The organism is Tardiphaga sp. vice154 (assembly GCF_007018645.1).
In the GTDB taxonomy this organism is placed as follows: Bacteria; Pseudomonadota; Alphaproteobacteria; order Rhizobiales; family Xanthobacteraceae; genus Tardiphaga.
In genome coordinates this window covers 2,226,050-2,248,600 of record NZ_CP041399.1, presented here as the reverse complement: position 1 = coordinate 2,248,600, position 22,551 = coordinate 2,226,050, and the positions used below count along the sequence as shown (strand labels likewise).

The following is a 22,551-nucleotide window of genomic DNA, read 5'->3' as shown; positions in this document are numbered from 1 at the left end:
AACATCGCTATTCTTATGCCGTGATCGAAACCGCCGCCGTATTCTTGGACTGCTGGATCGCCTGGGCCTGGCGCTGAATCATCTGCTCGATGAAATTATACGACGAGCTGGCCTTCGAGGCGCTGCTCGTCGTCGTCGACGACGCGCTGCTGGCAGTCGGCGCCGAGGTCATCGAAACCACCGAGCCGTCGGCATAGGTGGTGGAGGTCGTGGTGGTACCGTCGGCATTCATGGTGGTCTTGCTGGTCGCGCCGGCGCTGTCGTCGCTCTTGCCGCCGCCACCGCCGCCCTGCAGCGCCGCAACGGCCGCGCCCGCGGACTTGCTGCTCAATTTGGCCGACAGCTCGTCCTGGCTCACCGAGCCGTCGCCATCGGTGTCCAGCTTGGCGAATACCTTGTCGGCATTGGCGACATTGGTGCCGCCGGCGCCGAGCTTCTTCTCGAACTCGGCCTTGCTGATACCGCCGCTGGAATCGCCGTCGAGCAGGCTGAACAGCTGGCTCAGCGGGTCTTTCTTGGTTTTCGAGGACGACGTGCCGCTCTGCGCATCGAGCAACGCGCTCAGCGTGCCGGTGGACAGCGTGCCGGAGGTCGAAGCGGTCGTCGACGACTTTGCGCTGGAGGTGGCCGAGGCCGTCGAGGCGCTGGCGACATCGAACGGGTTCGACGCCTTCGAACTGGCGGTGGCGGAGCCGGTCGCCGATTTCTTCTTCGCCGCGGTGAGCAGCTGGAGCGCATCGATCGCGGTGGTGGCGGCGGCGAGGGCTGGCAACATGGTCGATCTCCGGCTCGAGCGTGAGCGTGAATTCCCTGAGGAGGATTTAGCAAGGCCTGTGCCAGCGAAATACGCTTGTGATATCAACGCACTTCGGCTGCCGCGGGCGGCGGTGCGCCCGGCAGATCGTGCCGTTGCGGCATAAAATGCCGGGGCACGGCGGTGCGGCGTCCGTTGCCGGTGCCCCGGCCGCATGGTACCCGAAGCCATCCCTTCAGCCCCGTCAGGAGCGCCCGATGTCCAGCTTTGTGCCACGCCCCCTCGTCATCGCACCCTCGATCCTGGCCGCGGATTTCTCCAGGCTGGGCGAGGAGGTCCGCGCGGTGGACGAAGCCGGAGCCGACTGGCTGCATCTCGACGTGATGGACGGCCATTTCGTGCCGAACATTTCCTACGGCCCCGACGTCATCAAGGCGATGCGCCCGCACAGCAACAAGATCTTCGACGCGCATCTGATGATCGCGCCGTGCGACGCCTATCTCGAAGCCTTCGCGAAAGCCGGCTGCGACCACATCACGGTGCATGCCGAGGCAGGTCCCCATCTGCACCGCTCGCTGCAGGCAATCCGCGCGCTCGGCAAGAAGGCCGGCGTCTCGCTGAACCCCGGCACGCCGCTGTCGGCGATCGAATATGTCATCGACCTGCTCGACCTCGTGCTGGTGATGTCGGTCAACCCAGGCTTCGGCGGCCAGGCCTTCATCCCCTCCGCGCTCGGCAAGATCTCCGACCTGCGCGCCATGACCGCGGGGCGCCCGATCGACATCGAAGTCGACGGCGGCGTCTCGGCGGCGGTTTCGGGGCAGCTCGCCGCGGCCGGGGCGAATGCGTTCGTCGCGGGCTCCGCGGTGTTCAAGGGCGGGACTGTGGAGAGCTACAAGGCCAACATCGACGGGATTCGCGGAGAAGCGCTGAAGGCGCGCGGGGAGATGGTGTAATTCGCGCCTTTAAGGCGCTAGTTAAACACCCCTTGAAATTCCACCATTATGGTGTATTTTCAGATGCCAGAACACAACAAGCCAACGCATGATCTGAAAACAGTTCAATCCGTATTTTCAAACACGCAGGGTTTGCACATCACCGGTACGGCACTTCGTGATGCAGCAGCGCTGGGCTACGGGTCGGAGGGGATCATCGAAACGATCCAGTCCATCGAAGCCAGCCACTTCTACAAGTCGATGCCGTCTGAAAAGAAGCCCGGTACCTGGCAGGATGTGTACCGGGTGCCGGATGGCGATATCGAACTCTATGTGAAGTTCACGTCGGACGTGGTGACAGAATTCAGGCTCCTGTCGTTCAAGGAGAGGTGAGATGGAAGAATCCCCGACGTGTCCCGAAACAGGCCTGCCGATGGTACGCGACACGCGGCCCATGACCATCACCTACAAGGGGCAGTCATCCACTATAGATATGCCCGGATGGTACTGCGATGAATCGGACGAGAGCATTCATACCGGCGACGATCTGAAAGTATCCGACGCTGCATTGAAAGCGCTTCGGATGCATACCGAGAACCTGCTTTCCCCGCAGGACGTGAAGCGAATTCGGACCAAGATCGGATTGACGCAGCGAGAGGCGGGAACGCTGATCGGCGGTGGCCCGAATGCATTCCAGAAGTACGAGCAAGGGACCGTTACCGTCAGCAAGGGCATCAGCAATTTTCTGCGACTGCTGGAAAGACACCCCGAGGAAGTCGAAGAGCTCAAGAAGCAAGCGTAGCCCTACTCCCCCATCCGCGCCGGCCGGACCACCGTCACGCTGCAGCGCGCCTCCGCTGCGACCTTCGCCGACACGCTGCCGAGCAATTTCCGCCGCAACGACTTCTGCCGGGCGCCGATCAAAATGTGGTCGACCTTGTTGACCTCGGCGAATTCCAGCACCGCGGCGGCCGGGTCGATCGCCTCGATGACGTGGCTGGTCATGCGCTCCGGCTCCAGCCCCAGCGTCGAGGCCCAGTGGCGCAGTTGCACCAGGCGGTCGACGTGCTTGTTGTTGTCGTTTTCGTCCAGCGTCTTGTCGATGCTGAGGCGGCCGAGTTTCAGCACGTTGACGCAGGCGAGGCGCGCCGCCGGCAGCGTCGATAGGATGCGCGCGGTCGCCACCCGCAGCGCGTCGTTGAGTTCGGCCGAGTCGTCGCCGACATCGAGCGCGACCATCACGATCGGCGCCGCCTCCACCACCGCGGCGACGTCGGTCTTCGCCTGCGGCAGCGCCGCGCCGCGGTTGAAGCGGCGGTGCCACACCGTGCGCCAGGGATCGCGATCGAACTTCTCGGCGCGCGCGGTGAGCGGCACCTGGTCGGGATGGCCGAGATCGAAGGCGAGCTGTGCTGCGGTCGGGTGCCGCGCCGAGGGCTCGATCGCCAGGCAGCGCAGCACGATCTCCTGCAGCCATGGCGGATAGTCGGCGCGCAGCCGTCGCGGCGGCAGCACGTCGCGCCACAGCCGCCGCCGCATGCCGCGCAGCGTCTCGCTCTCGCCATGCGGCCGCTCGCCGGTGGTGAAGAAGTACAACAGCGCGCCCAGCGAAAACAGGTCGCTGCGCGGGTCGTCGCGGACGCCGAGCAGCCGCTCCGGCGCCATGTAGGGCGCGGTGCCGAACGGCAGCCGGAATTCCTCCTGCAGCAGATCCGGCAGTTGCGCGTGAAACGACAGGCCGTAGTCGATCAGCACGGCCTCGCCGCTGTCGCGAAACATCACGCTGCTCGGCTTGAGGTCGTGGTGGATGACGTGCTGCGCGTGCAGGTCGGCCAGCGCCACCGCGATCTTGCCGGCAATCGCCACCGCCTCGTCATAAGACAACGGCAGCTCCGGCAGCCGCTTGTACAGCGTCTGGCCGGGGAGCCGCTCGATCACCACATAAGGCTGCCGCGCAAAGTCGCCGGTGCCGAAACAGGCCGGCACGTGCACCCCGCTGAGGCGCGGCACGATCATCTGCTCCATCTCGAAGGAGACGATAGCCGCGGGATCGTCGCCCTCACTGATGCGCGGCACCTTCATCAGCAGCGGCTGCGCGATGTCCGGCCGCGTGACCCGCCACAGCGTCGCCATGCCGCCGGCGTGCAACTGCTCGCCGATGGTGAAGCCGTCGATCACCGAGCCCGGATGCAACTGGTCGCGCGCCATGGTCAGCGTCCCGTCGCGAGGCGCTGGGCCAGCCATTCCGGCAGGCCGTGGGCGCGGATCCGGGCCGCCGCCGCCTCGATGTCATAGGGCACGCGGCAATAGGTGATCTCGTTGCGCGCGGTGTCGAACATCGCGAACGCCGCCGCCGGGTTGCCGTCGCGGGGTTGCCCGACCGAGCCCAGCACCGCCAGCCAGTGCCGCCCCGGCAACAGTTGCACGGCGACGTCGGTGACCGGCGTGAACGCCGTCATCTTCGCGACCACCGACATCGAATACAGCGCCGGCCGATGGATATGGCCGCAGAAGCCGACCGTGGCTGGCGTCGCTACGATGCTGCGCGCGGCGTCGGAGGCGTCCTGCACGTAGCGCCAGCGCGCGGGCGCGCTGGCTTCGGAATGCACGTAGAGCCGGTCCTCGTCCTCGACCGTCATCGGGAGTTCGGCGAGAAAGTGCTTCTGCCCGGCGTCGAGCCGGCTGCGGGTCCATTCGATCACCGCGCGGGCATTATCGTTCATGGTCTCGGATGGCGTGCCGACCGCGTGATCGTGATTGCCGAGCACCGCCACCGCGCCGTCCTCGACCAACGCCATCACGGTATCGACGCTCCATTCGGGATCGCCGCCATAGCCGACGAAATCGCCGAGCAGGATCATGCGCTCCGCGCCACGCGCGCGCGCCGCTGCCAGGCACGCGCTGAACGCCTGCTTGTTGGCATGGATATCGGCAAAGATCGCCAGAAGCACGCCGCCTCCCCTGTTTTGGCCATTCTGACAGCCGGTTTCGGCGGATGGCTTGACCGACATCAATTGATACGGCGGATCGGCACTCCGTAAATGCGGCTAAAGATATCGCGCGTCGTCGCCCGTCAGAACATCGCGCATCCCGCGCGGCACCGGAAAACCGTAGCCCGACCAGTCGTCGGCCCAGTCCAGCCGCCCGGCCTCGTGCTCCGCGCTGCAATAGAGCTCGGAGCCGACCATGTTGAGCGCCACGAGCAACGCCTGGATGGCGTCGGCCCCGCCCGCCGACCCCTTCCGCTCGCGGTCGGGCCAGCCGATCGTCCAGTCCGCGAACCAGGAGTTTTCGCGTGGTTCGGGCCAGAAAATGCTGACGACGACATCGACATGGCCGGAGTCGCGGCGAAGTCTGAAGACCCGTTGCATGGGCTCTGGCATGATCACCCCTTGGGAGCGAGCGTCGGTGGCACGTCGCCGGATTTCACCGCCCAGGACGTGCCGCGCCTCACCGTACCAAACGCAGCGCAGGCGCCGCAACGCTCGCCGACAATCCCAGTTTCTCGATATTCTCATCGCGCCAGGATTCGATGACCGCACGCAGGCCAACCGGATCGTTCTCCAGAAAATAAAGAACCTGTTGGATGACGGTCCTGCAATTCTGCTGGGTAGCCGGGCTATATTCGTCGAGATCGATGTGCAGTTGACGAAAGATGGCGAGCGCTTCCTGAATATTTCCCAGCATATAGTGATTGATACCCAGGTCGGTCCGGAAAGGTAGCATCCTGTTTCCGGACATCCAGGCAACATGCCCCATGAAATCGCGGGTCGTCTGAATTTTTCGGAGCGGCTCGACATGCGGGCCTAATTTCTGAAGAACGACCGCTGCCGCTGCTCCATAGTCCTGTTTATCGATATGAAAGAGCGCGCCGCAGTCTCCTACGATCGACTGGCTGTAATTGAACGAAAAATGCGCGAACGGACGATGCAATGGCATGACCGTTCGCACCAGCATCATGTGATCCTTACGTGAAGTGGTATCGAGAAAGAAGCCGCGCGCGATGTCGGTTGTCGGCGTGATGATGAGGTGGTCGCCGCACAGCACGGTGCCAGGCACCTGCGGCTGGATCAGCTTGAATATCCTGCGCGACCTGCTCATGCTTCAGGTTTGATCCGCGATGAAAGTGAAGCTCGATGACTGGGGTATAGGGCCCCGCTTTGGTCCGCTCCCTCAGTTCGTCCGCACGCGAAAGAGTAGACTTGGCTCCGCCGGTTTTGACGTCATGGACGGCGATGCACGTGCCCAGAACGACTCGTCTTCAGCTCGGCACCGCGATACCGAGCCTGACGTCATTCTCGTTGCGCCACTGCCGGATGAGCGTGTCGAGACCGGCCGGATCCGAGTCAAGTTGCTGACGAATCCGGGCGACGACTGGCCGCAGAGACACGAACCAGCTCTCGTCATGATCCGCCAGAACATCCTCGACATGTGAAAGCGCCTTCTCGCAACGCTGGACATCGCCGACCAGATAGTCAGCCAGAGCAAAATCGAGTTGCACGGGCGCCGTCGTGTTGGCCCGCATGAAATCGAAATATTCCAGGAAGGAAGCAACGGTCTGAATGTTTTCAAACTCGCTTACGAATGGCATGATCTGCCCGAGAACGACGGCCGCCGATCGGCAATCATCCTGGGGGTCGGTAATGGTCCAATAGGTCTCCGGATGCTTAATCAAAGTACCATAGTGCCCGCCAAACAGAAACGATGGCTGATCATGCGGCCGCCACAGTGGCGTCACGCACCGGTGGAGATCATTGTGGTTTTTCCGGCCCGAGGGGAAAAGCCGGAATCCACGCAGGAACATGTCAGCTTTTCCAACGGCAAGGAAATCACCATACAGGACCGAGCCTGGAATCTGCTTCTGAACAATACCGAAAAGGCGAGCCGAGCGTCGCATGCTTGATACGTGACCCCGAAGGATATGAAGCTCGATCACCGGAATATAGCGTGACGCCGAGAAGTGACTTCGCAGTTCGTCTGCACGCGATGGGCTTACCACGGCACCACCCGTCTTTAAATCATAAATGGCGATAATTTCTTGGCTTACCGATCGCAATGCTACGTCGGCTCGAACGCTTCCTTCTTCCCCGTAAGTTGCCGGCGAATTGTTCTTGTAGCTGAACTCGACCACAACCCCGTCCATGCCTTGCGCTAACACTGCCGCCCCGAACGCCGAATGCACAGCCGTGCCGTAAGCCCTCGGGGTGTCATACGGAATAAAATCAAAGACATCCATCACGCCCTTGAGCGTGTTGCTCAGCGTCACAGTCAAACTATCAATCCGTTCGTCGCCGGTTATAGCGTTGTTGTAGATGATTTTTGCTGCGGCGGGCTGAAGGGTCGGTTCTGAGTTGTCCGAGCCGGCCTCGCCGAGAAGCGCTTCGAGACGGGTCGCCAACGGAAGGCTGTTAAAATCCGCAAAAACGGCAGTCACGCTGTTTCCGGATGCGTTTGCCTCCTCTGCGGTCCCTGCCCCGTCGCCGTCCGTCCACCTTCCAAGGTCATCGCGCGGCTGGTCTGGATCGAAACCATCCTTTGCGGAGTAACTCAGCCGGCGCAACTTCAGCTCAACCTTGATGCCCATGAGCCGATACTTCAACCGCGCCAGTTCATCTCCAATCTCGTCGAATTCATTCCGCCCTGTCATCGCTCGGCCCCTTCCTTAGCTAGGTTAATAATCTTATAAGATTATTAACCTATGATCAAGTCGCTTTTGAGCAGTTATGGGAGGCTTTTAAGTCTCTCCCCACCCCTCGCATCCTTGGTGGCCTCTCCCATCCCTTTCTGCTAAAGCGCGGCGTAATCCCCCAAACCGCTGCGAGTGCCCATGATCCCCCGCTATACCCGTCCCGAAATGGCTGCCATCTGGGAGCCGCAGACCCGCTTCAAGATCTGGTTCGAGATCGAGGCGCATGCGGCCGATGCGCTGGCGGAGCTGGGCACCATCCCGAAGGATGCCGCGAAGGCGATCTGGGCCAAGGCGAAGGACGCCACCTTCAACGTCGATCGCATCGACGAGATCGAGCGCGAAACCAAGCACGACGTCATCGCCTTCCTGACCCATCTGGCCGAGATCGTCGGGCCAGAGGCGCGCTTCGTGCACCAGGGCATGACGTCGTCGGACGTGCTCGATACCTGCCTCAACGTCCAGCTCACCCGCTGCGCCGACCTCCTGATCGCCGACGTCGACCGCCTGCTGGCCGCGCTGAAGACCCGCGCCTATGAGCACAAGATGACGCCAACTATCGGCCGTTCGCACGGCATCCATGCCGAGCCGGTCACCTTCGGCCTCAAGCTCGCCTATGCCTATGCCGAGTTTACCCGCGCGAAAGAGCGTCTGATCACCGCGCGAAAAGAAGTCGCGACCTGCGCGATCTCCGGCGCCGTCGGCACCTTCGCGCAGATCGATCCGCGCGTCGAAGAGCATGTCGCGAAAGCGATGGGCCTGGTGCCGGAGCCGATCTCGACCCAGGTGATCCCGCGCGACCGCCACGCGATGTTCTTTGCAACCCTCGGCGTGATCGCCTCGTCGATGGAGCGCCTGGCCACCGAGATCCGCCACATGCAGCGCACCGAAGTGCTGGAAGTGGAAGAGTTCTTCTCCGAGGGCCAGAAGGGCTCCTCGGCGATGCCGCACAAGCGCAACCCGGTCTTGACCGAGAACATCACCGGCCTCGCCCGCATGGTCCGCGCCTATGTGACGCCGGCGATGGAGAACGTCGTGCTGTGGCACGAGCGCGACATCTCGCACTCCTCGGCCGAGCGCATGTTCGGCCCCGACGCCACCGTGACGCTCGACTTCGCACTGAACCGCCTGGCCGGCGTGATCGAGAAGCTCCTGATCTATCCCGCCAACATGCAGAAGAATCTCGACCGCCTCGGCGGCCTGGTGCATTCGCAGCGCCTCCTGATCGCGCTGACGCAGAAGGGCGCCTCCCGCGAGGACGCCTACCGACTCGTGCAGCGCAACGCCATGCCGGTATGGCGCGGCGAAGGCGAATTCCTGACGCTGCTGAAGGCCGACAAGGACGTCACGAAGTATCTCACGGATGCCGAGATCGAGGAACAGTTCGACCTCGGCTATCACTTCAAGCACGTCGACACAATCTTTGGCCGGGTGTTCGGATAAACACCACAAACTGTCGTCCCGGGGCGCGAGCAGCTTGCTGCGAGCGAACCCGGGACCTCGGACTGTTTTGAACATCTCGGGATTCCGGGTTCAGTCGCAGCTGGCGCTGCTCCCGCCCCGGAATGACAGTGTTGGTCGCAGCGTAAGAGAATCTGCATGCCCACCGTCCTCGCCGTCGCTTTCCGCCGCGGCCATCACTTCAGCAAAAATCCGGCGCTCAGCATTCGCCTGCTCACAGGCCTCGGCGTCGAGGGCGACGGCCACTCGGGCACGACGGTGCAGCATCTGTCGCGCAAGCGGTTCAACCCGACGCTGCCCAATCTGCGCCAGGTGCACCTGATCCATTCCGAGCTGTTCGACGAACTGCGCGACAAGGGCTTTGCGGTTGCGCCCGGCGACCTCGGCGAAAATATCACCACGCAAGGCATCGACCTGCTTGGCCTGCCGACCGGCACCCAACTGACGCTCGGCGAGACCGCGACCATCCAGATCACCGGTCTGCGCAATCCCTGCATCCAGATCGACCGCTTCCAGCCGGGCCTGATGACCGCCACGCTGGATCACGACGCTGCCGGAAACCTGATCCGCAAGGCCGGCGTGATGGCCGTGGTGCTGGCCGACGGCGACGTCCGCCCCGGCGATGCCATCACGGTCACGCTGCCGGCGGGCGCGCATCGGACCTTGACGCCGGTGTAGCAACGCAAAAGTAACCACATTCGGCCAGCATAGAGTCCGCATGTCCCCATCCCCGACCATCCTCGTCATCGATTCCGGCCTCGGCGGCCTCACCGTGCTGCGCGAGATCGTACGCGCGCGGCCGGAGGCGCGCTACGTCTATGTCGCCGACGACGTGTTCTTCCCCTATGGCCACCACAGCGAGGACGAGATCATCGCCCGCGTGGTGCCGCTGATCGGCGAGCTGATCGCGCGGCACGCGCCGGACCTGGTGGTGATCGCCTGCAACACGATGTCGGTCTCGGTGATGGCGCCGCTGCGCGCGGCCTATAGCGTGCCGTTCGTCGGCACCGTGCCGGCGGTCAAGCCGGCCTGCGCGGCCTCCACCACCAAGCGCGTCTCGGTGCTGGGCACCCGCGCGACCGTGAAGCGCGAATATACAAGGGCGCTGATCCGCGACCACGCCAGCGCCTGCACCGTGACGCTGGTCGGCTCGCCCAACCTCGCCACGCTGGCGGAGGCGGAACTGAACGGCGCGGCGATCCCCGATGACGAGATTTTGGCCGAGATCGCGCCGTGCTTCACCGAGACGGACGGGCTGCGCACCGATGCCGTGGTGCTGGCCTGCACGCATTACCCGTTGCTGCTGCAGCGGATGATCGCACTGGCGCCGTGGCCGGTGGCCTGGATCGATCCGGCGCCGGCGATCGCACGCCGCGTCAAAGACCTGCTCGGCCCGGCCGGGCACGGCACGCCAGATGCTCCAAGCTTCGCCTATACGTCCGGTTGCGCACCCTCCGCCCCGCTGGCCAAAGCGCTGGCGCCGTTTTTTGGCAGCGCGGCGCTCGTGACCGTCTGATCGCGTTCGATCCCGCCGCTCATTAAAACACCCGACGGCGCGACCAACGGCTGCACAAACCGCCTGACCATGCTAGGTCACTAGGTACCGGCGGGCGACAGGACCGGGAAACTCTCGTGGGGCGGGACGGAATGCGAGGGACGATTCGCAGAGTGTCGGTGCCGCGCCGGCTGATCGCCGACCTCATGCATGCCTCGGCAAGCGTGCCGTTCGTGCAGCTACGGCGAAAGCTTGGCGTGGCCGCGCTGGCGGAGGCGCGCGCCGGCTGCGCGGTCCGGCCGGGCTGGGCCTCGATCTTCACCAAGGCGTTCTGCCTGGTGGCGCGCGACCAGCCGATCCTGCGCACCATGTATATCGGCGGGCCGTGGCCGCATTTCTACGAGCTGCCGCGCAGCACCGGCATGGTGGCGATCTCGCGCGTCGAGGGCGGCGAGCCCTGCGTGCTGCCGCAGCGCGTCTGCGGCGCCGAGGCCATGACGCTGGCGGAGGTCGATGCGGTGATCCGGCACGCCATGACGGCGCCGGCGCAGCAGGTGCCGATGTTCCGCAAGCTGTTGCGGGTATCGAAAATGCCGCGGCCGCTGCGCCGGCTGCTGTGGGCGGGCTGTTTCATGATCGGCCGGCAGCGCGCCAATTTCTGCGGCAATTTCGGCATCACCTCGGTGGCCGCCTTCGGCCCCGGCAATCTCGATGCGATCAGCCCCGGCCCGTTCCTGCTCAGCTACGGCGCGCTGGATGATGAGGGGGGCATCGAGGTGGTGATCCGCTGGGACCACCGCGTGACCGACGCCGCCCTGATCGCCAGGACGCTCAGCCGGCTGGAACAAGTGCTGAACGGCGAACTGGCGGCGGAACTGCGCGCCAAGTGCCCGCCGGTCGCCATGCCGATTCGGTCAATCGCGATGTGACCGCAGCGCCGGTCAGGCCTTGGATGTGAGGCTTCGTTTGCGCTGGGTGCCGTCGAACAGATCGGCCTCTGCCGGGGAAGCCGCGGGTAATCTCGGTGCCTTGTTGCGCGTCGCATTCGCCATCAGCAAGACGATGCCGCCGGTGGCAAGAAGGCCCGCGAACGTGATGGCGGGAAATACCCAAAACGGGAGGTCATTCATCTTCCACGTCCTTCAGGCCAGTGATGAACCACTGGCCCAGCAAATGTGTGGCGATCCCGAACGTCAGACAAGCCAGGAAGATCTGTATTTCGCCATAGGGCAGCGATTTGGCATCCCAAATTTTGCCGGCGATCGGGGTCAGGATACCCAGCGAAAACACAGTTGTGGCCAAAGTATTGCAGCAATTGGCGAAAAGCTTCAGATGTTCATTTCGCCGCAAGTGCGCCATGCGGGTTCTGTTTGGTTGCTAGAAACAACAAATACCACCTGAGCGATAGGGACGCCAGAGCCCGCTTACCGGCCGCCCCGGGCCCTGTCTTCCAATTGACATCCGGGGCGGTTCTTCCTAGAACCCCGCTTGCTCGCGGGCCGTTTTCGGCCCGCGTTGCGTTTCGCACCCGTGGTTCTCCCCTCAGCTTGAGGATGAACCTGTCGGTACCGGACTTCTCCGGTACACAGGAGGGCGCGTTTCCTCATCCACACAACCATCGAGGACGCGATGACCAAGCGTAGTGAAGCCAAGTATAAAATCGACCGCCGCATGGGCCAGAACATTTGGGGTCGTCCCAAATCGCCGGTCAACAAGCGCGAATACGGCCCCGGCCAGCATGGCCAGCGCCGCAAGGGCAAGCTCTCGGACTTCGGCGTGCAGCTGCGCGCCAAGCAGAAACTGAAGGGCTATTACGCCAACATTTCCGAGCGCCAGTTCCACTCCATCTACGTGGAAGCCGGCCGCATGAAGGGCGACACCGGTGAAAACCTGATCGGCCTGCTCGAGCGCCGCCTCGACACCGTGGTGTACCGCGCCAAGTTCGTCGCCACCATGTTCGCGGCCCGTCAGTTCATCAACCACGGCCACATCAAGGTGAACGGCAAGCGCGTCAACATCGCCTCCTACAAGGTGAAGGTCGGCGACGTCGTCGAAATCAAGGAATCCTCGAAGCAGCTCGCTTTCGTGCTGGAAGCCTCGACCCTCGGCGAGCGCGACACCCCGGACTACGTCGAAACCGATCACTCCAAGATGACCGCCAAGTTCATCCGCATTCCGCTGCTGTCGGACGTCCCGTTCGCCGTGCAGATGGAGCCGCATCTGATCGTCGAATTCTATTCGCGCTAAACGCTAACAGCGCTGACGAGATCAAGGCCCCGGTTCACCGGGGCCTTTTTGTTGGAGCGCCGTCTTCTCCCCCGTCATTGCGAGGAGCTCTTGCGACGAAGCAATCCAGCTCTTACAGCGTTTACAGCCCTCTGGATTGCCGCGTCGCTGCGCTAAGGGGAAAGCCAAAGCTCTCCCTGACCTCCCAATGACGGCTGAAAGGACTGTGCATGACCACCTACACGCCGACGCCGACCGATCCCGCGCAGCCAAAAATCCGCATCAATTTGTTGTCCGACACCCAGACCCGGCCGACCGCGACGATGCGCGCGGCGATGGCCGAGGCCGAGGTCGGCGACGAGCAGATCGGCGACGATCCCTCCGTCAACGCGCTGTGCGAGCGCGTCGCCGATCTGCTCGGCAAGGAGGCCGCGGTCTTCATGCCGTCGGGCACGATGTGCAACGTCGCCGCCACTTTGGTGCATTGCCGGCGCGGCGACGAGATCCTGGCGCATCCCGCCGCGCACCTCATCAGCCGCGAAGGCGGCGCGCATGCCGCACTCGGCGGCTTCCAGGTCACCGCGGTGCCCGGCGAGAACGGCCAGTTCACGCCGGAGGCATTGCAGGCGGCCCTGCATCCGCGCAACCGCTACGAGCCGCCGCAGACGCTGGTCAGCGTCGAGCAGACCGCCAATATCGGCGGCGGCACGATCTGGCCAAAGCACGCACTCGACGCGGTCAGCGCGATCGCGCGCCATCATGGCATGGCGACGCATATGGACGGCGCGCGGCTGCTCAACGCCTGCGTCGCCACCGGCATTTCCGCGCGCGACATGTCGCAGGGCTGGGATTCGGTGTGGCTGGATTTCACCAAAGGTCTCGGCGCGCCGCTGGGTGCCGCGATGGCCGGCTCGCGCGATTTCATCGACGAGGTGTGGCGCTGGAAGCAGCGGCTCGGCGGCTCGATGCGCCAGGCCGGCATCTCGGCCGCGGGCTGCCTGTATTCGCTCGACCACCATGTCGAGCGGCTGGCCGACGATCACGCCAATGCACGCGCTTTGGCCGGTGGTCTGGCGCAGATCGAGGGCATGGTGGTGCAGAGCCCGCAGACCAATCTGGTGTTTTTCGATCCCGCCGGCTGCGGCATCACGGGGCCGGCAATGGTCGCGGCATTGCGCCAGCAGGGCGTGCTGCTGGCTGTGATGGACGGGCGGATCCGGGCGTGCACGCATCTCGATGTCAGTGCGGCGATGATCGAGGAAACGCTGGGGCTGGTGCGAGATATCGTCAGGAAGGCGTGAGTCTTAAACTGTCGTAGCCCCAAACTGTCATTCCGGGGCGCGAGAGCAAAGCTCGAGCGAACCTCAGCCACTCCAATTGGAGTGGCGGGGAACCTCGACATGGGACGATGAACATATCGGGATTCCGGGTCTGCACCGGCCGGCTTCGCCGTCCGCTGCATCCCGGAATGACAGCTAATTCGTGAGTGCCCCATACACAATCTTCCTCACCGCTCCCTCGACCGGCGACCGCTGCGACGGCGCCTGCATCATCACGATGACGAACATGTCGTCCACGGGATCGATCCAGAAGAACGTGCCGCCGACGCCGTCCCAGCGATACTCGCCGACCGGGCCGGGTTCGCTGGCGAGTTCTTTGGTACGCACCGCGAAACCGTAACCAAAGCCGGAGCCGTCGCCCGGGAAGTAATAATAGTCGCGCTTGACGCCGCTCCCCGGCCCCACATGATCTGACGTCATCAGCGCGATCGTCTCGGGCTTCAGATAGCGCCGGCCGTCCAGCGTGCCTCGGTTCAACAGCATTTGCGCAAAGCGCGCGTAGTCGCTGATCGTGCCGATCAGCCCGGAGCCGCCCGCCTCCCAGCGCTTGATATCCAGCGGGTCATGCATCCCCACCACCGGCCCGAGCATGCGGTCGCCGGCGAAAGGTTCGGCAATGCGCGGGCGCTTCTGCTCGTCGGTGACGTAGAACGAGGTGTCATTCATGCCCAGCGGATCGAACAGCCGCGCTTTCAGGAAGGCGGACAGCGGCTGCCCGGAGATCACCTCGATGACGCGGCCGAGCACGTCGGTGGAATGGCCGTAGTCCCAGAGCGTGCCGGGCTGCTCGGCGAGCGGCAGCCGCGCGATGCGCTCAGCCAGTTCGGCATTGTCGATGTCGCTACTGTCGAACATGTCGAGCCGCGAATAGCGCCGCCGCGCCGGATCGTTGCCGTAGAAGCCGTAGGTGATGCCCGAAGTGTGGCGCAGCAGGTCCTCGATGGTGATCGGACGGTTGAGCGCTACGAATTCGGACGTCGCGTGCTCGTCGCCGCCGGCGCGGTCGATGCCGACCCGGGTTTTCGCAAACGCCGGAATGTAGGTCGACAGCGGATCGTCGAGCCGCAGCCGGCCCTCCTCGACCAGCATCATGACGACCACCGAGGTGATCGGCTTCGACATCGAATACAGCCGGAACATGGCGTCCGGCTGCATCGGGTTGCCGGCGTCACGGCGGCCGAAGGCCTCGAAATACACCGGCCGGCCGTGCTGCTGCACCATCGCGATGGCGCCGGGAATCTTGCCGGTGCCGACTTGCTCGCCGAAATAATCGTTCAGCCGCGCCTGCAGGTCCGGCGCAAATTTTCGCGCCGGCTGCGGCGCGGATTTTATCGCCGCAGGCGGCGTCTCGGCCCGCGCCGCGGACGCAACGCCCAGCGACAGCAGGCCGAGCAGCAGCGTGCGGCGGTCAGTGTTGCAGCGCTTCATACACCAGCAATTTCAGGGAGCGCTGGATGCGCTGCCGTTCCGACGGGGTCTGCTCCAGCAGCACGACGAAGAAATCATGCTTGGGATCGATGATGAAATAGCAGCCGGAGGCGCCGTCCCATTTCAGCTCGCCCAATGACCCCGGCGGCGGCGGCTTGGCGTTGCCGGCATCGGTGCGTACGGCGAAGCCATAGCCGAAGCCGAAACCGTCGCCGGGGAAATACATCGCGTCGCGCGCGATGCCGGATTCCTTGCCGATCTTATCGGTGGTCATGTCCTTGAAGGTGGCCGGGCTCATATAGCGTTTGCCGTCCAGTTCGCCGCCATTGAGCAGCATCTGCGCGAACTTCGCATAGTCCGACATCGTCGAGACCATGCCGCCCGAACCGGATTCCCATTTCTGGTAGGTCTCGGGCCGGTTCTGCCGCCCGGTGCGGAAGTCGCGGTCCCAGCCGATCGGCTTGGCCAGCATGATTTCCTTTTCCTTCTCCTTCACGAAGAAGCCGGTGTCCTTCATGCCGAGCGGCCCCAGAAACTTCTCCTGCTCGAAGGCCAGCAGCGACTTGCCGGAGATCACCTCGATGACGCGGCCGAGAATATCGGTCGAATGGCCGTAGTCCCAGATCTTGCCGGGCTGATACTCCAGCGGCAGTTGCGCGATGCGGTCGGCAAAGTCCTTGTTGTCGAAATTGCCATTGTAGATCTGCGCATTGCCATAGGCGCGCCGCACCATGCTGTCGCCATAGAAGCCGTAAGTGATGCCGGACGTGTGCAGCAGCAGGTCGCGGATGTTGACCGGGCGCTCCGGCGCCACGATCTCCAGCGCCTTCTCGCCGTTCTCGAGCTTCTTCTCGACGCCGACCTTCACGGAGCCGAACGAGGGAATATATTTCGAGACGGGATCGTCGAGCTTGAGCCGGCCCTCATCGACCAGCATCATGGCGGCGAACGAGGTGATCGGCTTGGTCATCGAATGCAGCCGGAAGATCGTATCGTCCGTCATCGGCTGGCCGGTGTCGGGATCGCGGACGCCGAAGAATTGCTTGTAGACCGGCTTGCCATGCTGCTGGATCAGCACGATGGCGCCGGGGATCTTGTTGTCGGCGATCTGCTTTTCGAAGAACTCGCCGATCTTCTTCAGCCGGTCGTGCGAGAAATGCGCGCTGGCGGGGATGTCGAAAGTGCCTGGCGCGGAAAACCGGTCTTCGGCAAGTGCCGGAAATGCGGCCACCATCAGCGCCGCACAGAGCAGCGCGCGTATTCCGTGTCGCAAAATCGTCACCCTTCCTGTGCCGGCCCGCGACAAGTGTAGCGATGGCGGACGGGCATACAAGGGGCGCCCCGCAAGGGCGGTAGGTCGGAACCTTCATCGCGCCTTTCCCGAACGCGTGACCGCGTTCGGGAACAATAAAGCGAGTCGATCAGGCGCCGGCCGGCGCGGTGACCACGCCCTTGTCGGCCAACAGGCTCTGCAACTCGCCGGCCTGGAACATCTCGCGGATGATGTCGCAGCCGCCGACGAACTCGCCCTTGACGTAGAGCTGCGGAATGGTCGGCCAGTTCGAATAGGTCTTGATGGCGTCGCGCAGCTCGGCGGATTCCAGCACGTTGAGGCCCTTGTAGCCGACGCCGACGTGATCGAGGATCTGCACCACCTGGCCCGAGAAGCCGCACTGCGGGAACTGCGGCGTGCCCTTCATGAACAGCACCACGTCGTTGGTCTTCACTTCGTTCTCGATGAATTGCTCAATGCTCATGATTGCGTCCCTGTTGCGGCTGGTCCACCGGCCCGCCTGCTGCCTCACGCATATATGTAGCCGAAACCGTTTCGCACCCCAACCAAAAGGTTGCACCATTCGGCCGTCGAACCGTTCAAAAAATCCGTTCAGCCGTTGATCCCGCAGGCTTTTCCGGAGCTTCGGACGTCCGCCCGATGGCATGACGGCAAGCCTTTAATCCGGCTCGGGATGTCCTATTTAGAACAGAACGCCCGCGGAACACGTTTCGCCAAGCTGCGTTCTCTCCAAAACCGGAGTTTGTCGTGACGAATCTTGCCCCCGCCGTGGCCCCGTTAGCTGCCCGCGCGCCGATCTCGACCGGCTCGCTTGCCCAGCAACTGGGCGATGCCTTCCTCAAAGTCCGCGTTGAGACCGAACGTCGCGCCGCGTCACTCTCGGCTGAAGACCAGCTCGTGCAGTCGATGCCCGACGCCTCGCCGGCGAAATGGCACCGCGCTCATGTCACCTGGTTCTGGGAGCAGTTTCTGCTCGGCGACCACGCGCCGGGCTACACGCCCTACCACCCCGATTACGCCTATCTGTTCAATTCCTATTACGTCTCCGCCGGCCCGCGCCATGGCCGAGCCCAGCGCGGCCACCTCACGCGGCCGGGCGCCGACGACGTCACCGCCTATCGCCGCCACGTCGACGACGCGGTGATCGCCTTTTTCAACGCCACCGATGACGCCAAGCTGGCCTCTTTGGTGCCGCTGCTGGAAGTCGGCTTCAACCACGAGCAGCAGCACCAGGAGCTGATGCTGACCGATATCCTGCATGCGTTTGCGCAGAACCCGATCCCGCCGGCCTACGACCCCGACTGGCGCTTTCCGGCCTCGACCACGTCAGGCGATCCGTGGCTGACGCTGACCGAGGGCATCCACACCATCGGGCACCAGGCCGACAGCTTTCATTTCGACAATGAGAAGCCGGCGCATCGCGCGCTGGTCGGCCCCGTGAAGCTCGCGCGCAACCTCATCACCAACGGCGAGTGGCTGCAGTTCATGGAAGCCGGCGGTTATACGACGCCGACGCTGTGGCTGATGGACGGTTTCGCCGCCGCCGAGCGCGAGCAGTGGCAGGCTCCCGGCCATTGGCGCCAGGTCGATGGCGAATGGCGCGTCATGACGCTGGGCGGCCTGCAGCCGGTCGATCCCGCAGCCCCCGTCTGCCATGTCAGCTATTACGAGGCAGACGCCTTCGCGCGCTGGAGCGGCAAGCACCTGCCGACCGAGATGGAATGGGAAGTCGCCGCGCGCGCCGGCGGCCTCAACGACGCCTTCGGCATCGTCTGGCAGTGGACCCGCAGCTCGTACTCGCCCTACCCCGGCTACCGCGCCATCGAGGGCGCGCTCGGCGAATATAATGGCAAGTTCATGGTCAACCAATTGGTGCTGCGCGGCTCGTCGCTTGCAACTCCGGACGATCACAGCCGTATCTCCTATCGCAATTTCTTTTATCCCCATCACCGCTGGCAATTCACCGGGCTTCGGCTCGCCGATTACGGTGCCTGATTCAGTCGCAGCGCGTCAGCGTTGAGGAGAGGTTTTCGATGAATATCCATGCCCCGCAGGGCATAGCCCTGCTCGACGAAGCCACCACCCTGTTCGCCGCCGACGTCACCGAAGCGCTCTCGCAACACCCGAAAAAACTGTCTCCGAAATATTTTTACGACGCCGCCGGCTCCGAGCTGTTCGAACAGATCACGGTGCTCCCGGAATATTACCCGACCCGCACCGAACTTGAGATCCTGCGCGAGCGAGGGCCCGACATCCACGCCATCGTCCCGAAGGGCGCAGCATTGGTCGAATTCGGCGCCGGCGCCACCACCAAGGTGCGGCTGCTGCTGAATAGCTGCGAGTTCGGCGCCTATGTGCCGGTCGATATTTCCGGCGAATTCCTCAATGCGCAGGCCGCCGAATTGCGCGCAGATTTTCCGTCGCTGAACGTTTATCCGGTGACCGCGGATTTCACCGCGCCGTTCGAACTGCCGGCGGAAGTGAAGGCGATGCCGAAGGTCGGCTTCTTCCCGGGCTCGACGCTCGGCAATTTCGAGCCGCACGAGGCGAGCGCATTCCTGCGCAGTTCCCGCGCCATTCTCGGGCCGGGCGCGCTGCTGGTGATCGGCATCGACCTGGAGAAGGACGAGAAGCAGCTTTACGCCGCCTACAATGACGCCGCCGGCGTCACCGGGAAATTCAACAAGAACGTCCTGGTCCGCATCAACCGCGAACTCGGCGGCGATTTCGACCTGTCCGCATTCACGCACCGCGCGATCTACAACCGCGAACGCCACCGCATCGAGATGCATCTGATCGCCCGGACCGCGCAGACCGTGCATCTGCTCGGCCGCAGCTTCACCTTCCGCACCGGCGAGAGCCTGCACACCGAGAGCAGCTACAAATACAGCCTCGAGCGTTTCATGGCCCTGGCCAAGGGCTCCGGCTGGACCCCCAAGGCATCATGGACGGATGCCGGCAAACAGTTCTCGGTTCACGCGCTGGTCGCGGGGGAGTAGTGCCCGGACCTCGCCCCCGTCATTGCGAGGTCAAGGAAAGCCTTTGGCTTTCCCCTTAGCGAAGCGACGCGGCAATCCAGAAGGCGGCAAGCGCGAAAAGAGCTGGATTGCTTCGTCGCAAGGGCTCCTCGCAATGACGGCGGAGAGGTCGGTCGGTAACTAGCCCTCCGGCACGCCGGTCTGCAGCGCCAGCGCGTGCAGCACGCCGCCCATCTGGCCTTGCAGCGACTGGTAGACGATCTGGTGCTGGGCAACGCGGGATTTGCCGCGGAAGGATTCCGAGATCACGGTGGCCGCGTAGTGGTCGCCGTCGCCGGCGAGGTCGCGGATCGTCACCTCGGCATCGGGCAGCGCGGCCTTGATCATGGTCTCGATATCGTGGGCGTCCATCGGCATTGTCGAATCTCCAGGCCATCGAATCGGGCATAAAAGCATCGCGGCGGCTTCCCGAACTTAGCCCGGGCAGCGCAGCGCGTCACGGGTTTCCGGGGGATATATCGCCGCGGCAGCCCTTTCAAAGCCAGCTCGTGACGTCATGACCATCGCGGAATTTCGTGCTAGCTCGCAGCGTGCGCCGCCCTGGCGCGCAATGACATGCAGCCCAGGAGAGTTTTCACCACCATGTCAGACCGCAATGCCGCGCTGGACCGCGCCCGTACCTTCATCACCCTCTTGGTGCTGGTGAACCATTCGGTGGTCGCCTACACGGCGTTCGGCCGGTTCTATCCCAACCACTATCTGTGGTCGACGGCGCCGGTGGTCGACAGCCAGCGCTGGATGGGCTTCAATTTACTGACGCTGTTCAACGACGCATTCTTCATGTGCCTGATGTTCCTGCTGTCCGGGCTGTTCGTCGCAGGCTCGCTCAGGCGCAAGGGTATTGCCGCCTTCCTGCGCGACCGCGCACTGCGGCTCGGCCTGCCGTTTCTCGTGATGCTCATGGTGCTGATGCCATCAGCCTATTACGCCTCGTTCCGGCTGACCGGCTCGACGCTCGGCTTCTTCGAGTTCTACGCCGCCAATCTCCGCGAGGGGATCTGGTTCGATGGCCCCGGCTGGTTCATCTGGTACCTGCTGTTTCTCGACCTGTTGGCGATTCCGATCCTGTATTTCGCCCCCGGCCTGATCGACGGCATCAACCGGCTGTCGCAAAAATCCTTCCAGCGCCCTGCCTTGTTCGCCGGCGCGCTGGCCATCGTCTCGATCATCGCCTACGTGCCGATGCTGTTTCAGGTCGGCGCTGTCAGATGGTTCAACTGGGGGCCGCTGCAGGTGCAGCTCAGCCGCGTCGTGATCTACGGCGTGTTCTTCTTCGCCGGCATGGGCATCGGGGCTGCGAATATCGATCAGGGCCTGCTGGCAAAGACCGGCACGCTGGCGCGGCGCTGGTGGATCTGGCTGACGGCGGCGTTGCTGTCGTTCGGCGGGCTGACCTGGCTCGTCAATTTCCGTCGCATGCTTCTGTCCAACCTGCCCGGAGCGCCGCCGTTCTGGTGGCAGTCGAGCTACGGCGTGATCTATGCGGTCGCCTGCACCTTGATCTGCCTCGCGATTCTGGCGCTGTTCCTGCGCTTCGGCCAGCGCGAGCGCAGCTTCCTCGATCCCATGCGCGACGACGCCTACGGCATTTATGTCGTGCACTATATTCCGGTGCTGTGGCTGCAATACGCGCTGCTGAACGCGCCGCTCACGGCCATCCCGAAAGCGCTGATCGTGTTCGCCGGCACGCTGGCGCTGAGTTGGGGCGCGACCGCGCTGCTGCGCCGCATACCCGGCGCCCGGCGCGTGCTGTAATGCGCCATCCGGCGGAGATTCGCCGGCGAAATGGACAGGTGCAGGTGATCAAGCTTCTTTTCAACGTCAAGCCCGACCTCTACGCGCAATATCGCGCGCCGATCCTCGACGCGCTCAAGCGCCGCGGCCTGTCGGCCGAGACGGGTCTCCCCGGCGACATCGCGCCCGACGCGGTCGACTACGTCATCCACGCCACCGGCGGGCCGGTCACGGACTTCGCCGTGTTCACCCGCGCGCGCGCCGTGCTGAGCCTGTGGGCCGGCGTCGAGAAGATCGTCGGCAATGCCACGCTGACCCAGCCCTTGTGCCGCATGGTCGAGAGCGGCCTGCGCCAGGGCATGGTGGAATGGGTGGTGGCGCATACGTTGCGCGCGCATCTGGGCATCGATCGTTACGTCTGCCAGAAGCCGCGGACGTGGGAGCAGCATGTGCCGCCGCTCGCCAGCGATCGGTCGGTCACGGTGCTGGGCTTGGGCGAACTCGGATCGGCGGCGGCATCCACGCTGGCCTCTCTCGGCTTCCGCGTCACCGGCTGGGCGCGAAGTGCGCGCGACATTGCCGGCGTGCGCTGCCTCGCCGGCGCGGACCGCCTGCCCGAGGCGCTGGCCACGGCCGAGATCCTGGTGGCGATCCTGCCCGAGACGCCCGACACCATCGATTTGCTGAACGCCCAACGATTGGCGCTGCTGCCGCAGGGCAGTTGCATCCTCAATGCCGGCCGGGGTTCATTGATCGATGACGCCGCACTGATCGCAGCCCTCGACCGCGGACAGGTTGCCAATGCAACGCTCGACGTGTTCCGCACCGAGCCGCTGCCGGCCGATCATCCGTTCTGGTCGCATCCCGGCGTGACGATCTCGCCGCATGTCGCCGCCGCCACGCGCGTCAGCTCGGCCGCCGAGGCGATCGCGGACAATATCGCGCGCGCGCAGAGCGGCGCGCCGCTGCTGCATGTGGTGGACCGCACGCGGAGCTATTGAGAGTCGGTTCTATCAAATAAAACGCAGCCGCCCGTAATCCCCTCCCCCTTGCGGGGAGGGTCGTCCGAACGGAGGACGATGCGTAGCATCGTTCGCAGTGGAGGACGGGGTGGGGGTGCCGCGGGCGACGGCGCCGGTGGCACCCCCACCCCCAACCCC

At 64.1% G+C, this 22,551-nt stretch carries 25 protein-coding genes; 13 read left to right on the top strand and 12 right to left on the bottom strand.

The window, feature by feature from the left end:
* Nucleotides 1-13: 13 nt before the first annotated feature.
* A complete protein-coding gene (locus FIU28_RS10445) occupies nucleotides 14-775 on the bottom strand; it encodes an EF-hand domain-containing protein (protein WP_143572878.1) in 762 nt (253 codons plus the stop codon).
* A gap of 236 nt (nucleotides 776-1,011) precedes the next feature.
* Between FIU28_RS10445 and rpe the strand changes: the two genes are divergently transcribed.
* The 3 genes from rpe (at nucleotide 1,012) to FIU28_RS10430 (ending at nucleotide 2,491) form a co-directional block, all read left to right on the top strand.
* Entirely contained in the window at nucleotides 1,012-1,710 is a 699-nt protein-coding gene (gene rpe, locus FIU28_RS10440; RefSeq protein WP_143572876.1) for a ribulose-phosphate 3-epimerase, read from the top strand.
* Nucleotides 1,711-1,773: 63 nt separating this feature from the next.
* Entirely contained in the window at nucleotides 1,774-2,082 is a 309-nt protein-coding gene (locus FIU28_RS10435; RefSeq protein WP_143572874.1) for a type II toxin-antitoxin system MqsR family toxin, read from the top strand.
* 1 nt (nucleotide 2,083) lies between these two features.
* Entirely contained in the window at nucleotides 2,084-2,491 is a 408-nt protein-coding gene (locus FIU28_RS10430) for a type II toxin-antitoxin system MqsA family antitoxin (RefSeq protein ID WP_143572872.1), read from the top strand.
* Between the two features lie 2 nt (nucleotides 2,492-2,493).
* Here FIU28_RS10430 and FIU28_RS10425 read toward each other — a convergent pair whose 3' ends face one another.
* The 5 genes from FIU28_RS10425 to FIU28_RS10405 all read right to left on the bottom strand — a co-directional run bounded on the left by FIU28_RS10425 (nucleotide 2,494) and on the right by FIU28_RS10405 (nucleotide 7,336).
* Nucleotides 2,494-3,897 (bottom strand): bifunctional serine/threonine-protein kinase/universal stress protein, encoded by a 1,404-nt coding sequence (locus FIU28_RS10425; protein WP_143572870.1) that lies wholly within the window; start codon nucleotides 3,895-3,897, stop codon nucleotides 2,494-2,496.
* A 2-nt stretch (nucleotides 3,898-3,899) separates the two neighbouring features.
* A complete protein-coding gene (locus FIU28_RS10420; RefSeq protein ID WP_143572869.1) occupies nucleotides 3,900-4,640 on the bottom strand; it encodes a metallophosphoesterase family protein in 741 nt (246 codons plus the stop codon).
* Between the two features lie 96 nt (nucleotides 4,641-4,736).
* Entirely contained in the window at nucleotides 4,737-5,072 is a 336-nt protein-coding gene (locus FIU28_RS10415; RefSeq protein ID WP_246660937.1) for a DUF6968 family protein, read from the bottom strand.
* Nucleotides 5,073-5,139: 67 nt separating this feature from the next.
* Entirely contained in the window at nucleotides 5,140-5,790 is a 651-nt protein-coding gene (locus tag FIU28_RS10410; protein WP_143572867.1) for a hypothetical protein, read from the bottom strand.
* Between the two features lie 160 nt (nucleotides 5,791-5,950).
* Nucleotides 5,951-7,336 (bottom strand): hypothetical protein, encoded by a 1,386-nt coding sequence (locus FIU28_RS10405; RefSeq protein WP_143572865.1) that lies wholly within the window; start codon nucleotides 7,334-7,336, stop codon nucleotides 5,951-5,953.
* Between the two features lie 180 nt (nucleotides 7,337-7,516).
* Here FIU28_RS10405 and purB point away from each other — a divergent pair, with 180 nt between their 5' ends.
* From purB to FIU28_RS10385, 4 genes are all read left to right on the top strand, one after another.
* Nucleotides 7,517-8,818, top strand: coding sequence for an adenylosuccinate lyase (gene purB, locus FIU28_RS10400; protein ID WP_143572864.1), 1,302 nt, complete (start codon nucleotides 7,517-7,519; stop codon nucleotides 8,816-8,818).
* Between the two features lie 156 nt (nucleotides 8,819-8,974).
* Nucleotides 8,975-9,514, top strand: coding sequence for an MOSC domain-containing protein (locus FIU28_RS10395; RefSeq protein WP_143572862.1), 540 nt, complete (start codon nucleotides 8,975-8,977; stop codon nucleotides 9,512-9,514).
* A gap of 40 nt (nucleotides 9,515-9,554) precedes the next feature.
* Nucleotides 9,555-10,352, top strand: a complete 798-nt coding sequence (murI, locus tag FIU28_RS10390) for a glutamate racemase (RefSeq protein ID WP_143572861.1) — start codon at nucleotides 9,555-9,557, stop codon at nucleotides 10,350-10,352.
* 131 nt (nucleotides 10,353-10,483) lie between these two features.
* Nucleotides 10,484-11,260 carry an acyltransferase gene (locus tag FIU28_RS10385; protein ID WP_143572860.1) on the top strand — a complete coding sequence of 259 codons (777 nt, stop codon included), beginning with the start codon at nucleotides 10,484-10,486 and terminating at the stop codon, nucleotides 11,258-11,260.
* Nucleotides 11,261-11,272: 12 nt separating this feature from the next.
* Here the strand turns inward: FIU28_RS10385 and FIU28_RS10380 are convergent, their stop codons facing one another.
* Both FIU28_RS10380 and FIU28_RS10375 read right to left on the bottom strand, forming a co-directional pair.
* Entirely contained in the window at nucleotides 11,273-11,461 is a 189-nt protein-coding gene (locus FIU28_RS10380; protein WP_143572859.1) for a hypothetical protein, read from the bottom strand.
* Nucleotides 11,454-11,690 carry a hypothetical protein gene (locus FIU28_RS10375; RefSeq protein ID WP_143572858.1) on the bottom strand — a complete coding sequence of 79 codons (237 nt, stop codon included), beginning with the start codon at nucleotides 11,688-11,690 and terminating at the stop codon, nucleotides 11,454-11,456. The genes FIU28_RS10380 and FIU28_RS10375 overlap by 8 nt, the downstream gene beginning before the upstream one ends.
* Before the next feature lie 270 nt (nucleotides 11,691-11,960).
* On the opposite strand from FIU28_RS10375, the gene rpsD reads away from it, so the two are divergent.
* Together rpsD and FIU28_RS10365 are read left to right on the top strand one after the other, a co-directional pair.
* Nucleotides 11,961-12,578 carry a 30S ribosomal protein S4 gene (gene rpsD / locus FIU28_RS10370; protein WP_143572857.1) on the top strand — a complete coding sequence of 206 codons (618 nt, stop codon included), beginning with the start codon at nucleotides 11,961-11,963 and terminating at the stop codon, nucleotides 12,576-12,578.
* 209 nt (nucleotides 12,579-12,787) lie between these two features.
* Nucleotides 12,788-13,858, top strand: a complete 1,071-nt coding sequence (locus tag FIU28_RS10365) for a threonine aldolase family protein (RefSeq protein ID WP_143572856.1) — start codon at nucleotides 12,788-12,790, stop codon at nucleotides 13,856-13,858.
* Between the two features lie 174 nt (nucleotides 13,859-14,032).
* Here FIU28_RS10365 and FIU28_RS10360 read toward each other — a convergent pair whose 3' ends face one another.
* The 3 genes from FIU28_RS10360 to grxD form a co-directional block, all read right to left on the bottom strand.
* The gene (locus tag FIU28_RS10360) at nucleotides 14,033-15,325 is read right to left on the bottom strand and encodes a serine hydrolase domain-containing protein (protein ID WP_143572855.1); all 1,293 of its coding nucleotides are present in this window, start codon (nucleotides 15,323-15,325) and stop codon (nucleotides 14,033-14,035) included.
* Entirely contained in the window at nucleotides 15,306-16,559 is a 1,254-nt protein-coding gene (locus FIU28_RS10355) for a serine hydrolase domain-containing protein (protein ID WP_143576131.1), read from the bottom strand. Before FIU28_RS10355 ends, FIU28_RS10360 begins: the two co-directional genes overlap by 20 nt.
* 187 nt (nucleotides 16,560-16,746) lie before the next feature.
* Nucleotides 16,747-17,082, bottom strand: a complete 336-nt coding sequence (gene grxD, locus FIU28_RS10350) for a Grx4 family monothiol glutaredoxin (protein ID WP_143572854.1) — start codon at nucleotides 17,080-17,082, stop codon at nucleotides 16,747-16,749.
* 284 nt (nucleotides 17,083-17,366) lie between these two features.
* Between grxD and egtB the strand changes: the two genes are divergently transcribed.
* Nucleotides 17,367-18,614 (top strand): ergothioneine biosynthesis protein EgtB, encoded by a 1,248-nt coding sequence (gene egtB / locus FIU28_RS10345; RefSeq protein ID WP_143572853.1) that lies wholly within the window; start codon nucleotides 17,367-17,369, stop codon nucleotides 18,612-18,614.
* Between the two features lie 38 nt (nucleotides 18,615-18,652).
* Nucleotides 18,653-19,618 carry an L-histidine N(alpha)-methyltransferase gene (egtD, locus tag FIU28_RS10340; protein ID WP_143572852.1) on the top strand — a complete coding sequence of 322 codons (966 nt, stop codon included), beginning with the start codon at nucleotides 18,653-18,655 and terminating at the stop codon, nucleotides 19,616-19,618.
* 159 nt (nucleotides 19,619-19,777) lie between these two features.
* Here the strand turns inward: egtD and FIU28_RS10335 are convergent, their stop codons facing one another.
* Complete coding sequence (locus tag FIU28_RS10335; RefSeq protein ID WP_143572851.1) at nucleotides 19,778-20,014, bottom strand: BolA family protein; 237 nt, start codon at nucleotides 20,012-20,014, stop codon at nucleotides 19,778-19,780.
* A 225-nt stretch (nucleotides 20,015-20,239) separates the two neighbouring features.
* On the opposite strand from FIU28_RS10335, the gene FIU28_RS10330 reads away from it, so the two are divergent.
* Together FIU28_RS10330 and FIU28_RS10325 are read left to right on the top strand one after the other, a co-directional pair.
* Nucleotides 20,240-21,412, top strand: coding sequence for an acyltransferase family protein (locus FIU28_RS10330; RefSeq protein WP_168202907.1), 1,173 nt, complete (start codon nucleotides 20,240-20,242; stop codon nucleotides 21,410-21,412).
* A gap of 44 nt (nucleotides 21,413-21,456) precedes the next feature.
* Nucleotides 21,457-22,392 (top strand): 2-hydroxyacid dehydrogenase, encoded by a 936-nt coding sequence (locus FIU28_RS10325; protein ID WP_210245496.1) that lies wholly within the window; start codon nucleotides 21,457-21,459, stop codon nucleotides 22,390-22,392.
* The last annotated feature ends 159 nt before the right edge of the window (nucleotides 22,393-22,551 follow it).

Excerpts from the sequence above, each read along its gene's own strand:
- FIU28_RS10445 (WP_143572878.1), bottom strand. The coding sequence starts at position 775 with ATGTTGCCAGCCCTCGCCGCCGCCACCACCGCGATCGATGCGCTCCAG.
- rpe (WP_143572876.1), top strand. The coding sequence starts at position 1,012 with ATGTCCAGCTTTGTGCCACGCCCCCTCGTCATCGCACCCTCGATCCTG.
- FIU28_RS10435 (WP_143572874.1), top strand. The coding sequence starts at position 1,774 with ATGCCAGAACACAACAAGCCAACGCATGATCTGAAAACAGTTCAATCC.
- FIU28_RS10430 (WP_143572872.1), top strand. The coding sequence starts at position 2,084 with ATGGAAGAATCCCCGACGTGTCCCGAAACAGGCCTGCCGATGGTACGC.
- FIU28_RS10425 (WP_143572870.1), bottom strand. The coding sequence starts at position 3,897 with ATGGCGCGCGACCAGTTGCATCCGGGCTCGGTGATCGACGGCTTCACC.
- FIU28_RS10415 (WP_246660937.1), bottom strand. The coding sequence starts at position 5,072 with ATGCCAGAGCCCATGCAACGGGTCTTCAGACTTCGCCGCGACTCCGGC.
- FIU28_RS10410 (WP_143572867.1), bottom strand. The coding sequence starts at position 5,790 with ATGAGCAGGTCGCGCAGGATATTCAAGCTGATCCAGCCGCAGGTGCCT.
- FIU28_RS10405 (WP_143572865.1), bottom strand. The coding sequence starts at position 7,336 with ATGACAGGGCGGAATGAATTCGACGAGATTGGAGATGAACTGGCGCGG.
- purB (WP_143572864.1), top strand. The coding sequence starts at position 7,517 with ATGATCCCCCGCTATACCCGTCCCGAAATGGCTGCCATCTGGGAGCCG.
- FIU28_RS10395 (WP_143572862.1), top strand. The coding sequence starts at position 8,975 with ATGCCCACCGTCCTCGCCGTCGCTTTCCGCCGCGGCCATCACTTCAGC.
- murI (WP_143572861.1), top strand. The coding sequence starts at position 9,555 with ATGTCCCCATCCCCGACCATCCTCGTCATCGATTCCGGCCTCGGCGGC.
- FIU28_RS10385 (WP_143572860.1), top strand. The coding sequence starts at position 10,484 with ATGCGAGGGACGATTCGCAGAGTGTCGGTGCCGCGCCGGCTGATCGCC.
- FIU28_RS10380 (WP_143572859.1), bottom strand. The coding sequence starts at position 11,461 with ATGAATGACCTCCCGTTTTGGGTATTTCCCGCCATCACGTTCGCGGGC.
- FIU28_RS10375 (WP_143572858.1), bottom strand. The coding sequence starts at position 11,690 with ATGGCGCACTTGCGGCGAAATGAACATCTGAAGCTTTTCGCCAATTGC.
- rpsD (WP_143572857.1), top strand. The coding sequence starts at position 11,961 with ATGACCAAGCGTAGTGAAGCCAAGTATAAAATCGACCGCCGCATGGGC.
- FIU28_RS10365 (WP_143572856.1), top strand. The coding sequence starts at position 12,788 with ATGACCACCTACACGCCGACGCCGACCGATCCCGCGCAGCCAAAAATC.
- FIU28_RS10360 (WP_143572855.1), bottom strand. The coding sequence starts at position 15,325 with ATGAAGCGCTGCAACACTGACCGCCGCACGCTGCTGCTCGGCCTGCTG.
- FIU28_RS10355 (WP_143576131.1), bottom strand. The coding sequence starts at position 16,559 with ATGGTGGCCGCATTTCCGGCACTTGCCGAAGACCGGTTTTCCGCGCCA.
- grxD (WP_143572854.1), bottom strand. The coding sequence starts at position 17,082 with ATGAGCATTGAGCAATTCATCGAGAACGAAGTGAAGACCAACGACGTG.
- egtD (WP_143572852.1), top strand. The coding sequence starts at position 18,653 with ATGAATATCCATGCCCCGCAGGGCATAGCCCTGCTCGACGAAGCCACC.
- FIU28_RS10335 (WP_143572851.1), bottom strand. The coding sequence starts at position 20,014 with ATGCCGATGGACGCCCACGATATCGAGACCATGATCAAGGCCGCGCTG.
- FIU28_RS10330 (WP_168202907.1), top strand. The coding sequence starts at position 20,240 with ATGTCAGACCGCAATGCCGCGCTGGACCGCGCCCGTACCTTCATCACC.